10 protein-coding genes and 2 pseudogenes are annotated in these 12,634 nt (G+C 58.4%); 11 read left to right on the top strand and 1 reads right to left on the bottom strand.

The annotated features are described in order from the left end of the window. Positions 1–8: 8 nt before the first annotated feature. The 6 genes and pseudogenes from motD to AC07W4_RS14115 all read left to right on the top strand — a co-directional run bounded on the left by motD (position 9) and on the right by AC07W4_RS14115 (position 3,730). Positions 9–899 (top strand): flagellar motor protein MotD, encoded by an 891-nt coding sequence (gene motD / locus AC07W4_RS14140; protein WP_008052273.1) that lies wholly within the window; start codon positions 9–11, stop codon positions 897–899. Positions 900–942: 43 nt separating this feature from the next. Then, a complete protein-coding gene (locus AC07W4_RS14135) occupies positions 943–1,731 on the top strand; it encodes a ParA family protein (protein WP_008052275.1) in 789 nt (262 codons plus the stop codon). 1 nt (position 1,732) lies between these two features. Beyond that, positions 1,733–1,855, top strand: a pseudogene (locus AC07W4_RS14130) (outer membrane lipoprotein carrier protein LolA); the annotation flags it as partial. A 2-nt stretch (positions 1,856–1,857) separates the two neighbouring features. Beyond that, the gene (locus tag AC07W4_RS14125; protein ID WP_495032841.1) at positions 1,858–2,778 is read left to right on the top strand and encodes a CheW domain-containing protein; all 921 of its coding nucleotides are present in this window, start codon (positions 1,858–1,860) and stop codon (positions 2,776–2,778) included. Between the two features lie 73 nt (positions 2,779–2,851). Further along, positions 2,852–3,337 carry a chemotaxis protein CheW gene (locus AC07W4_RS14120; RefSeq protein ID WP_007980742.1) on the top strand — a complete coding sequence of 162 codons (486 nt, stop codon included), beginning with the start codon at positions 2,852–2,854 and terminating at the stop codon, positions 3,335–3,337. Further along, positions 3,338–3,730 (top strand): DUF2802 domain-containing protein, encoded by a 393-nt coding sequence (locus tag AC07W4_RS14115; protein WP_007980743.1) that lies wholly within the window; start codon positions 3,338–3,340, stop codon positions 3,728–3,730. A gap of 132 nt (positions 3,731–3,862) precedes the next feature. Here AC07W4_RS14115 and AC07W4_RS14110 read toward each other — a convergent pair. Next, positions 3,863–4,008: pseudogene (locus AC07W4_RS14110) on the bottom strand (EscU/YscU/HrcU family type III secretion system export apparatus switch protein); the annotation flags it as partial. Positions 4,009–4,411: 403 nt separating this feature from the next. Between AC07W4_RS14110 and AC07W4_RS14105 the strand changes: the two are divergent. From AC07W4_RS14105 to AC07W4_RS14085, 5 genes are all read left to right on the top strand, one after another. Continuing rightward, positions 4,412–5,491, top strand: coding sequence for a hypothetical protein (locus tag AC07W4_RS14105; RefSeq protein WP_495032840.1), 1,080 nt, complete (start codon positions 4,412–4,414; stop codon positions 5,489–5,491). Positions 5,492–5,526: 35 nt separating this feature from the next. Continuing rightward, positions 5,527–8,403 carry a type VI secretion system Vgr family protein gene (locus AC07W4_RS14100; protein ID WP_495032839.1) on the top strand — a complete coding sequence of 959 codons (2,877 nt, stop codon included), beginning with the start codon at positions 5,527–5,529 and terminating at the stop codon, positions 8,401–8,403. A gap of 2 nt (positions 8,404–8,405) precedes the next feature. Continuing rightward, on the top strand, positions 8,406–10,367 hold the full coding sequence (locus AC07W4_RS14095; protein WP_495032838.1) for a phospholipase D-like domain-containing protein: 1,962 nt from the start codon (positions 8,406–8,408) through the stop codon (positions 10,365–10,367). 3 nt (positions 10,368–10,370) lie between these two features. Beyond that, positions 10,371–11,402, top strand: a complete 1,032-nt coding sequence (locus AC07W4_RS14090; protein ID WP_495032837.1) for an SEL1-like repeat protein — start codon at positions 10,371–10,373, stop codon at positions 11,400–11,402. Positions 11,403–11,475: 73 nt separating this feature from the next. After that, positions 11,476–12,540 carry an SEL1-like repeat protein gene (locus AC07W4_RS14085; protein ID WP_495032836.1) on the top strand — a complete coding sequence of 355 codons (1,065 nt, stop codon included), beginning with the start codon at positions 11,476–11,478 and terminating at the stop codon, positions 12,538–12,540. Positions 12,541–12,634: the final 94 nt, after the last annotated feature.

The following is a 12,634-nucleotide window of genomic DNA, read 5'->3' as shown; positions in this document are numbered from 1 at the left end:
CATGGATCATGGCACGTCGTCGCCAGCATGAAGAACACGTCAACCACGAACGCTGGCTGGTGTCCTACGCGGACTTCATTACCTTGCTGTTCGCCTTTTTCGTGGTGATGTACTCCATCTCGTCGATCAACGAAGGCAAGTACAAGGTCATTTCCGAAGCCCTGATCGGCGTCTTCACCGATTCCGATCGCGCGCTCAAGCCGATCCCCATCGGTGACGAGCGGCCGAAGACCGTGACCCCGGCCAAGCCGCTGGTCAAGGACAGTGACCAGGTCGATGCCGGTGTCTCCGGCGCCAGCGATCCACTCAAAAGCATCGCCGACGACATCAGCGCGGCGTTCGGTGACCTGATCAGCTCCAACCAGATGACCGTGCGCGGCAACGAGCTGTGGGTCGAGATCGAGCTCAATTCCAGCCTGTTGTTCGGCAGCGGCGATGCCATGCCCAGCGACATCGCGTTCAGCATCATCGACAAGGTCGCAGCGATCCTGAAGCCGTTCGACAACCCGATCCATGTCGAAGGTTTCACCGACGATCAACCGATCCGCACCGCGCAGTACCCGACCAACTGGGAGCTGTCCTCGGCCCGCTCGGCCAGCATCGTACGCATGCTGGCGATGCAAGGGGTGAACCCCGGTCGCCTGGCGTCGGTGGGCTACGGCGAGTTTCAGCCGGTGGCCAACAACGCCACCGCCGAAGGCCGCGCCCGCAACCGTCGCGTGGTGCTGGTGGTGTCGCGCAACCTCGATGTTCGCCGCAGTCTGACCGGCACCGGAACCGCCCATGCGCAACCGGATGCCGCATTGAAGCGTGCTGGCACACAAACTGCACCGACCCCGGTCAAGTCGCCGGTACGAGAGAACGCCGTCAATTCTCCGTCACCGGCATTAACACGTTGAGCTATTTCTCGGTCGATCCGTGCGGCCGGGAGGAACAATCCGAATGAGAGTCTGGGCAGTCGCCAATCAAAAGGGTGGTGTCGGTAAAACCACTTCCTCCATTGCTTTAGCCGGTTTACTGGCGGAGGCGGGCAAGCGCGTGGTCGTGGTCGATCTCGACCCCCACGGCTCCATGACCAGCTACTTCGGCTACGATCCCGACACTCTGGAACACAGCAACTACGACCTGTTCCTGCACAAGGGCAACGTGCCGCAAGGCCTGCCGGGTCAACTGTTGCTGTCGACCAGTGATGAACGCATCTCCCTGTTGCCCTCCAGCACCGCACTGGCCACCCTTGAGCGCCAGTCGCCGGGACAGAGCGGTCTGGGCCTGGTGATTGCCAAGAGCCTGGCGCAACTGTGGCAGGACTTCGATTACGCCGTGATCGACAGCCCGCCCTTGCTCGGCGTGCTGATGGTCAACGCCTTGGCGGCGAGCCAGCAACTGGTGATCCCGGTGCAGACCGAACACTTGGCAGTCAAGGGCCTGGAGCGCATGGTCAACACCCTGGCGATGATCAACCGCTCGCGCAAACAGGCATTGCCCTTCACCATCGTGCCGACCCTGTTTGACCGCCGCACCCAGGCGTCCCTCGGAACCTTGCGCGTGCTGCGCGACAAATTCCCCGAGGAAATCTGGCAAGGCTACATCCCGGTGGACACCCGCCTGCGCGATGCCAGCCGTGCCGGGCTGACGCCTTCGCAGTTCGACGGCAAGAGCCGTGGCGTTCTCGCCTACCGTGCGTTGCTCAAGCATCTGCTGGCGGCGCAACTTGTTGCGCAGGTGGCGTGACATGACCCCGATCCCTGTAGGAACGAGCCTGCTCGCGATGGTCGTCAACGATGACGCGGGAAACCTGGCACCCCGTGGCGCTCTCAGGTTCATCGCGAGCAAGCTCGCTCCCACAGGTGCGTGCGGATGAACCGGCCATTGAAGACCACATTACGCCCGCAATTGGCGTTGCAGTCGTATCTGGACAGCCTGCTGCAGGACGTGACCGAAGAGTTGACGCTGCCCCTGGAGGAAGTGGCCGAGGAGATCGCCGCCGAAGCGGTGCTGGACGAATTCCAGGCAGCGGTGCTCGAGGAGCAGGCCCGTGATGCCGCGGCGGCCGCGCCGGTGCCGGCATCCGTAGCGCCAGTGTTCAAGGCGCCGGTGATCGAAGCCCCGGCACCGCTCATGGCGTCCGTTTCGACCATCGCTCCCCTGCTGCAAGCCTTGGTACCGCCACCTGTTGAAGCGCAGCCAGTCGCTGTCGAAGTGCCGCAAACCCTGGTACCGCCAGTCGTCGAAGTGCATCTGCCGCCGAGCAATACGCCGCCACCGGTGGAAACCGATGGTCGCCCGTCCTGGGCTGCCGAACCCTTCGAATGCCTGCTGTTCGATGTCGCCGGCTTGACCCTGGCGGTGCCGCTGGTGTGCCTGGGGTCGATCTATTCCCTGGCCGGTCACGAGTTGACGCCGTTGTTCGGCCAGCCGGAGTGGTTCCTGGGCATCCTGCCGAGCCAGGCCGGCAACCTCAAGGTGCTCGATACCGCGCGTTGGGTCATGCCCGATCGTTACCGCGACGATTTCAAGCAGGGCTTGCAATACGTGATCTCGGTGCAAGGCTACGAGTGGGGGCTGGCTGTGCATCAGGTCAGCCGCTCGTTGCGTCTGGACCCGAATGAAATCAAATGGAGAAGTCACCGAGGTCAGCGGCCATGGCTCGCCGGCACGGTGATTGAACACATGTGCGCCTTGCTCGACGTTGCCTCCCTGGCGGAGTTGATCGCCAGTGGCGGGGCAAAGCACATGTCCGGCAGCAAGCCGAACCACAAACCGACAAACATCAAATAAACAACAGGCGACGTCACTCGATGGCGTTGCACGGAACACACACCGCCAGGGCGGTTTCTTGAGGGGTCAGGGTATGAATGACAAGGCAACGGCGGCAAAAGGTTCCGAAGATCCGATCCTGCAATGGGTCACCTTCAAGCTGGACAACGAGACCTACGGCATCAACGTGATGCGCGTCCAGGAAGTCCTGCGCTACACCGAAATCGCCCCGGTCCCGGGTGCCCCGAGCTACGTGCTGGGCATCATCAACCTGCGCGGTAACGTCGTTACCGTGATCGACACCCGCCAGCGCTTCGGCCTGATGAACGCCGAGATCAGCGATAACACCCGTATCGTCATCATCGAAGCCGACAAGCAGGTTGTCGGGATCATGGTCGACAGCGTGGCCGAAGTGGTTTACCTGCGTCAGTCGGAAATCGAAACCGCGCCGAACGTGGGTAACGAAGAATCCGCCAAGTTCATTCAAGGCGTCTGCAACAAGAACAACGAATTGCTCATCCTGGTCGAGCTCGACAAGATGATGAGCGAAGAAGAATGGTCGGAACTGGAGAGTATCTGATTGATTCTCGAGGTTGCGGTCATTGTCCTGTTCCTGTTCTGGGCAGGCACGCTGGCGATGTTCCTGGCCTACATTCGCGCCCAGAAGCAGATCGCCGCGCAACAGGCCCAGGGCGATGCGCAGCGCGACCAGCGCATCAAGGACCTGGGCAAACGCGTTGACAACTACCAGAACGGCAACGTGCGCATGGGCGAAGACCTGCATGAACTGCGGGCGATCGTTGCGCCGTTGCCGGACAAACTCGCTCAGCTGGAACAGCGCGACCCGACCAGCCTGTCGTTTGCCCAGGCAGCACGATTGGTCGGGATGGGCGCCAGCGTCGACGAACTGACCCAGTCCTGCGGCTTGACCCAGGCTGAGGCGGAGTTGATGAGCAAGGTGCACAAGAACTGATTGTTACGATCAGGTTGAAATCGCTTTCGCGAGCAAGCCCGCTCCCACAAGTGTTGATGGTGCTTACAAAATCTGTGAACACCCCCCCCAACCTGTGGGAGCGGGCTTGCCCGCGAAGGCGTCCTCGAACGCTCAATAGTCTTCCTCGCGCTCGGTGATGTCCTTCTCCACCATCAGCACATCGGGATCCTGCCCGCCGGAAATTTCCCCTTCAGATCCCACGCAAACGCAATGTCCCGGCAAATCGTTGGATAACACTCCTGCGAAATATCGCCCCCCCAGCTCCATCCCCATGCGCAATCTCAACACATCCGATTTCGCGTTCAGGCGCTTCGTGAAGTCGGGCAGGATCGCACCTGGGACGCGTCCTACGTGGTCGTGGGACTCGGACTACTTGGTTTGAGGAAGGCGCTGACTTGTGACAGTCGACCTCCGTCAGTACCGTGCGGTTCTTGTATTTGCCCTCGGTTTCAGACTGTGAGCCGAGTCTTCCATGTTCAATCACGGACGTCACTTTGCGCCCCATCATCGTAATCGACGACCCGACCTCTGATGGAGGGCGTGTTTGTCAGGGATCGCCCTGGATGGATATCACCGGTTGCTCGTGACGGTGACCTGACTTCCTGCGGTGCAAGGTTGATAGCTACGCAAAAGGACACTGGCCTTCTCTAAGGAACAGAGATGGAATATCGAAGAAGTATCTACGACCGTATCTCCGAACGACGGTTGGCGGCGCAGGAGGCGCAACGTCTGGCGGACGCCGTATTTCCCGCAGGGGATTTCGCCTCCAGTTGCGTCAGTATTGCGCGGGCCTGGGTCTGGCTACCTTGCGGCGCTTATGACGCACCGCTGCCGGTGAGCGAACTGGCAGGGATGCGTACCGACTTCTCTCACGACCCACGCCTGCTTGATGCGCGCGGACTGCGACGGCCCATTCGCCGTCTTGCCACTCCCGCCGCAGGGTGGCCAGCAGTCGAGGCGCTGGGGCGTTCCAGTGAAATCCTGCAGGGCGCCCTGAAAAAATGGACGTCGACAATGCGCGATTCAATCGACTGGTCGAACACCCAGGTTGTGTTGTTCGCTCCAGACGCTGTGGGAGCGATGGACTGGATTGATCGAGCCGTGAGCCTGTGGCCTCGGGAGCTGATGCCACTGCATGGTTTTGACCTGCAGACCCAAGCCCCCGCGCAGTGGTTGCCCGAGGTCCTTGGTCACAGTGCCGGGCCGCAGGAGCTGTTGTGTCTGAGTCTGGACACATGGGTCTGCAAGGAGCAGGCGCCGTCTTGCGCATCTGATGAGATAGCCGGCGAAGCGGTCAGCGCGGTGTTACTGCGTCGCCGGCCGAAGCTTGCGGACCCGCAGACCGACAGTGCTTTGAAACTGTTTGCGCCAATCCGGCTGGATCATCCGGCGCGCACTGCACAGGCGCGTACCGACACGCAAACCCTCGAACTCTTGATGGCAAAGCTGTGCGAGGGCACGGCCATCGATCCGGCGCGAGTCAGTGTGCTGATCGGGGAGGGCGCACTCGGTGACAACCGCCTCACTCAGCTCAGCGAATACGCCCGGCGTTTCTTGCCTGGCCTGGACCTCGAGCGCCAGGTTCGCCTCAACACAATTGGCGCCCGGTTCGGACCTGTGACAGGGCAATGGGTGCAAATCGCCCTCGCCTGGCTGATGGCAAGCGCTGAACCTGGCCGCGCCGTATGGATACTGGATCGCACATTGTCCGACCAGACCCGTGGCTGGTTGATCGGCTGAAGATACATGGACTTGAGATACAGGGAGTTTGAACGGTGAATTCAATCACAGACGCCGCATGGGCCACGTTTGTCCAGCCGTTGAGCCAGGCCGGACGCCTGTTGCAACTGACGACACCCCAAGGGCAGGAGCTGTTCGCGTTGCGCGCCCATGCCCGGGAGCGGCTGGGCCGGGTGCCACGCTACACGGTTGACGTGATCAACCAGTCCACGGTGTTCGACCCGGAACAGCTCATTGGTCAGGCGGTGCAACTGAGCATCAAGCTGGACGACGGTAGCTTGAGCCCCAGGCATGGCTGGGTGGAAAGCGTGCGTTACCTGGGAAGTGACGGCGGTCTGGACGACTGGCAACTGGTCTTCGCTCCCTGGTTCAGCCTGCTGGAGTACCGTGTGGATTGCCGGATCTGGCAGGAGGTGAGCCTTCCCGACATCCTCGCCCAGGTCTTCCAGCACTATAGCCAGGCGCGAGGCGCGTACCGCTTCGAACTGTCACGGGAATATCCCCTTCTGTCCTACGTCACCCAGTTCAACGAGACCGATGCCCATTTCGTGCAGCGTTGGTGCGAACAGGAAGGTTTGTTCTGGTACGTGGAGCATACGCACGATAGTCACTGCATCGTGTTCACTGACAGCGCCATCCTTTTACCGACCTTGAGCCCATCGGCCTTGCGTTTTCATACGCAACAGGCCGCTGACCGGCAAGACAGCATTACTCAATGGAGCCCGGGTGCCCGATTGCTCAATGGTGTGGTGCAATCGAGCAGCAGCGACTACCTCTGTCATGCCCGATCACATATCACGCGAACTCCGGCGCTGCCTGCATCTTCGGCGCCGCCTGATCTCGAACGTTATCAATACCGTGGGCAATATGCCTGGCAAAACCCGGACCGTGGCGACTGGCTGAGCCGTGTGCAGATTGAGCAGGACGAGTCGGCTGCCAGACGCATCCATGGACAAGGTGGCGTACGACAGATGCAACCTGGTCATGGTTTCGAGCTGACCCAACATCCATTGTATGAATTCAAGACACCCAAGGAACGCCAGTTCCTGATCATTGCGGTCGAGTTCTTTGCCCAGAGCAACCTGCCGGTCGGCACGCAGCGAGTCAGCCCGCCCGGTAGCCTGAAAGCGCTTTTCGAGTCCGAGCAGCGTCAGTCGATGCTCGAGGTGGCTAACGAAGGCTTTTACCAGAATCGCTTTGAAACCCAGCGGCTGGACATTGCTTATCGCAGCCCGTTCGCTCATGCCAAACCGGCCAACCCCGGCCCGCAAACCGCCGTCGTTGTGACCCCGAGCGGTCGTGAGGTCTTTACCGACAAACTCAACCGTATCTGCGTACGCTTTCATTGGGACCGACTGCTCAAGGATGGCGAACTGGGCTCATGCTGGCTGCGCATGATGCAGGCCAGCAGTGGCGAGGGCTGGGGCAGCGTGAACGTGCCACGCTCGGGGGAAGAGGTCGTGGTGACGTTCCTCGACAACGACATCGACCGCCCCCTGGTGATGGGGCAGGTCTACGGTGGACACAAGCCCGCCTGGCACTCAAGCGGGTTGATGAGTGGTTACAAGAGCCAGGAGATCAAGGGGCTCGGCTACAACCAATGGGTGATGGACGACTCCACCGGCCAGGTACGAACCCAGATCCATAGCAGCCATGGCCACAGCCAGTTGAACCTCGGTTATCTGATCGACCAGCAGGGCAATCAGCGTGGCGCCCTGCGGGGCACAGGCTTTGAGTTGCGCACCGATGCCTACGGTGCCCTGCGTGCGCAGCAGGGTTTGTATCTCAGCACCTGGCCACGCACCAATGCGCAAGGTGGCCAGGTCGATGCCCAGGAAGCCCGGACGCAACTGACGAACGCACAAGCGCGGGTCAAGGCATTGTCCGAGGCCGCTCACCAGCACAACGCCCTGCCGATGCAGGGCAGTGTCGACAGCCTCGATCAGCTTGATGTCGACACTCGGCTGGACTATGGCAGCGAGGGCAAACCTCTCACCAGTACTCAACGACAACCACGCAATGGCGGCGACACCGATGCGGCGATCAGCACGGGTGGCCGTGGCCGTACGGCCGGCTTTCACAAGCCGCTGTTGATCGCGTCAGCGCCTGCCGACATCGTCACCGCGACGCCGCAAAATACCCACGTCCATAGCGGCAAGCAGTTGACCTTGTCGACCGGAGAGGACATCAACCTTGCCGGCGGCTCGTCATTGCTGGCCAGTGTTGCTCAAGGCATCAGCCTGTTCGCCAAGGCCGCGGGCGCCAGGCTGTTTGCGGCCAAAGGCAAGATAGAAATACAGGCGCAGAGCGATGCCATCGAGCTCACCGCCCAGGACAGTGTGCGTATCACTTCGACCGCGCGCTGCGTCGAGATTGCCGCTCAGGATGAAATCCTGCTGACCAGCGGTGGCGCCTACATCCGCATCAAGGACGGCAACATCGACATCCATGCGCCCGGCACCGTTGATGTAAGGGGCTTGAAAAAGTCCTTCAAGGGCCCGGCACAACTTAACCGCGATAACCCGGCCTGGCCGGCAGGCTCGGCCAGGCAGTCACTTATGTTGGCGGTCGGGAAAAGCAGTGCAGCAGGTTTTCAGTCGTGGGCGGGCATGCCCTACACACTCTTTGCCGATGGGGTTCGGGCTGCAAACGGTGTGATGGACGCCAGTGGCCGGATCGCTGTCGACCACCACGTCACCACCACTCGTTATCACATCGAACTGGCCAACGGCGTCAGCTACGAGGTGCCGGTGGGCGGCGACTACCTGGGAGAGCCGGGCAATGCCGAACGGGCCAACCAGGGTTTCCACCGCCATGAGCGCCGACCTCAACCTGACGATACGCCGCGGGACAGCCGTAGCCGGTTCCGCATGGCCTACACCCAACTGAATACTCCAGAATCGGAGGCTTGAAGATGACCCTGCCCACGATCACAGTCCCGATCGCCACGAGCAAGACCACCTCCTGCCAGCTCAACCTGCCATGGTTCGTGCAGTGCACCGAATACGACCCGGTGCCCGCCACCTTCGAGCCGCTGGTGAACGGCGAGCGCGCCTTTGGCGCGGTTTATGATGCCATCATGACCGCCAAAAACAGCGTGGAAATCATCTGTTGGGGTTTTCAGCCGTCGATGTACTTCAAGCGGGGCGATACCAGTTCGCTGTGCATTGGCGATCTGTTGATCAAGAAAGCCCATGAAGGGGTTCAGGTCCGAATCCTGTGCTGGTACGACACGCTGCGCGTCGCCCAGACTTCGGAGAACCCGACGCCCGGCGACAACGTCTCCAATTGGTTTGGCAGATTCAAGCAGAACCGCAACGATGCACAAATCGAATATGACAAGTTGTGGTATCGCCAGGTCCGGCTGGCCTACACGGGCGCCGAAACCGGCCCCATCGAGCTGGGCCAGCGTTTCTTTCGCCTGATGCGATGGGGTAATGATCCCTCTCTGGGCATCAAGAACATCGAATTCGTCACGCGTGACTTCAGCTTGCTGGATCGTGCAGAAACTGCCTGGCGGCTGAACTTGCAGGCACTCGACAAGGATCGTGACACGATCAACAAAATCATGAGTTCGGTGGCAATGGTTGCCGAACCGAGCCACCACCAGAAAGTGGTGCTGGTGGACTACGAGCAACCAGAGGTCGCCGTCGGGTTCGTGATGGGACACAACACGCTGGATGCCTATTGGGACGATGATCATCACAGACATGCTCGACTCCACGCGCAGTTCGGGCGCAACGGCGAAACACCCCGGCAGGACATTTCCAGCCGGGTGACCGGGCCGGTGCTTGAGTTTTTGAACGACAACTTCTGCACCGCCTGGAAAAAAGAAACCCGCATCGACCTGCTGGGCCCTCGCCAGCACATCGCCGGACAACTGCGCGTGCGCCCAGGCTTTGGCCCTCCCGTCATGGCGCAGATACTCAGGACCCAAAGCCAGGAAGGAATCCGCGACATCGAGAAGGTCTACCTGAAGGCCGTCAACAACACGACCCGATTCATCTACATCGAGAACCAGTACTTTCGCTGGCCACCGCTGGCGGACAAGATCAAGAGCGTCGTGCAAAACCTGCTCAATGGGGGCCGCGATCTTGAAAAAGACGGGCCGGTGTATCTGTTCGTCGTGACCAACTCCTCCAGCGAGGCCATGGGCGATGGCTCCGTCAATACGTTCCGCATGTTGAAACAGTTGGGCCGTCCGGAGCTGATGCCGGGTATCGCCAAGGCCGAGCGGCGTGACGGTTTGCTGGCCGAACTTGCGCAAGCCAGGCTGGCCGAGCGCCTGGCATCCATCAATGCACGCATCTTCAAGGATCAACGCGATATTGCTCATGACCAGGCGGCGGCCCGGTACTACGAAACCTTGAAAGAAAAGCTGGAGCGCGCACGCGCCAAAGTCGCGCAGCTTGAAAATGAATTTCCCCAGAAGAACCAGTCCGTCATTTCACCCACGGAAATCCCCGGCCTGAAAGTGCACATTTGTACCCTGGTGGCACCTGATTCCCCACCGGAAAACTGGATGGATGTGTATGTGCACAGCAAGTTGATGATTGTCGATGACGTGTTCACCACGTTGGGCTCCGCGAACATCAATACGCGCAGCATGCAGGTGGATAGTGAGTTGAATATTTGTATTGAAGATCCTGCGGTGACTCGGCCGTTGAGGGAGCATTTGTTTGGGGTGCATACGGGGGGGAGGGTGATGGGGAATGATATGAAAATCGTATATGGTAAATGGAAAGTAATAGTTGATGAAAATGATGAGCTAAGAGTCCACAGCTTACAAAGAAAATCCGAATTTACCCCCAGCTCCCCGATTGCATCATTGGTTGAATTTTTACAAGAGAGTCCTGTCAGGAAGGATTGGGACTAAGGGATGAAAAAAATAGTTGTTATTTTATTTTTGTGTTTTTTCATTTTGGCTTGTTCAGAAAAGGAAGAAAGGATGCTCAACACTTCGCAGACAGATTTTGCCTACAGCAGATTGGCATTTAAGTGCATATATGAGCGCGATTCATTACCGGAGTTGAATCAGGATGCGGACATCCTCTATCGATATGGCCTTTACCTGGAAAAGCGTAAAGGACAGAAGGATTACGACGAGATCGCCCGCTATTATCGTATCGCGACTGCACACGATCATTACAAGGCCGCGACTAATCTACAATTCCTGCTGTCAACTGGGCAAGCCCGCTCTCCTGATGCCAGCAAAGAGACCATCGATCTGGCCGAATACTATGTCGCCCAAGGCATTCCGGGGGCTTATTATGATATGGCGCATTACTTGGAGTTGGGTTATGGCGTCAAACAGGATATTGCCGCGTCCAGAGCTTATTTTCGACGAGCGGCCGACTTGGGGAACCCGGACGCCCAATACTACATAGGTAGACTCATGTCCTACGTACCCAATACAGCCGAAATCATGCTGGCGATGTACAAGTGCGCGATGGAGCAAGGTAATGGCGTAGCGGGAAGAAGATACTCAATTTATTTGAAAAACTCAGAGCTTTACCAAGAGGCTTTGCAAGGCTTCCAATTAGCAATTCGTAATGGCGATGACAGCAGTGCCAGTCGACTGGCGAGTGCCTTCGAAGGGCCTCCAGCGTCCGATCGGCTGTACTACCTGGCTGTTCAGCAAGATGACGAACGCGTCGATCGATACAATAAAATCAGCGATTTCCTGACGCGACATGAACACCTCGGGGCAAAAGTCCCTGATCTGGATGACATCGTCCCTTTGCCACCTGCGACCCTCCCCGAGTGGGACGGTACCTTCCAATGGAAGCGAGAGCGTGACTCGGCTGTACCCATCATTCCATCAGCAGAGTTGATCGAAAAACTCAGTGCTGAAAAGGGACTTGATCCGGCCACCGGTTTGCCGCTGCCGAAGTCAGCCGGGAATACCTGACCATTGCATTTTGTTTGGCAGTTCGGAGGACGTGAATGGATGATGGGTAAGTCATTAGTTATCGAGTGAAGTTATGCAGGGAAATTTAATAAATAATCGGGTGGGGGCGAATCAGCTACTGCTGACAATGTTCAGTTTCTTGATGATCATGGCCTGCTCAAAAAAAGAAGAGCAGATGCCTGATGCCGTGTCGGTGGACTTTGCCTACAGTAGGCTGGGGTTTAACTGTGCATATGAGCGCGATTCATTACCGGCGTTGAATCAGGATGCGGACATCCTCTATCGGTATGGACTTTATCTGGAGAAACGTAAAGGACAGAAGGATTACGACGAGATCGCCCGCTATTATCGTATCGCGGCTGCACACGATCATTACAAGGCCGCGACCAATCTGCAGTTCCTGTTGTCAACCGGACTAGCCGGCTCTCCTGACGCCAGTAAAGAGGTCATTGATCTGGCGGAATATTATGTTGCTCAAGGCATCCCAGGGGCTTATTACAATATGGCGCATTACCTGGAGTTGGGTTATGGCGTCAAACAGGATATCGCCGCCTCCAGAGCCTACTTTCGGCGGGCGGCCGACCTGGGAAATCCAGACGCTCAGTATTACATAGGCAGGCTACTGTCCTACGTGCCCAATACGGCCGAAATCATATTGGCAATGTACAAGTGTGCGATGGAGCAAGGTAATCGATTGGCAGCAAGATACTACTCAAGTTACTTACAAGATTCAGAGCTTTATCCAGAAGCTCTGTACGGCTACCAAACAGCTACCCGAAATGGCGACGATCTGAGTGCGTATAGTCTCGCTAATGCATTCAAAGGACCACCTGCTTCTAATGAGCTAAACTATTTAGCTTTACAGCGAGATGACGAACGCGTCGATCGATACAATAAAATCAGTGATTTCCTGACACGACACGAACACCTTGGGGCAAAAATGCCCGATCTGGATGACATCGTCCCGCTCCCTCCTGCGACCCTCCCCGAGTGGGACGGTACCTTCCAATGGAAACGAGAGCGTGACTCGACTGTACCCATCATTCCATCAGCAGAGCTGATCGACAAACTCAGCGCCGAAAAGGGACTTGATCCCGCCACCGGCTTGCCGCAGCCAAAACCCACCGGGAATACCTGACCATCACCGTCGGGGTGCATCCTGTTTGGCAGTTCGGAGAAAGTGAATTGATGATGGGTGAGTCATTAATTATCGAGTGAAGTTATGCATGGGA

The organism is Pseudomonas sp. GW821-FHT02A08, assembly GCF_059422045.1.
This window is presented reverse-complemented; position numbering and strand designations above follow the sequence as displayed.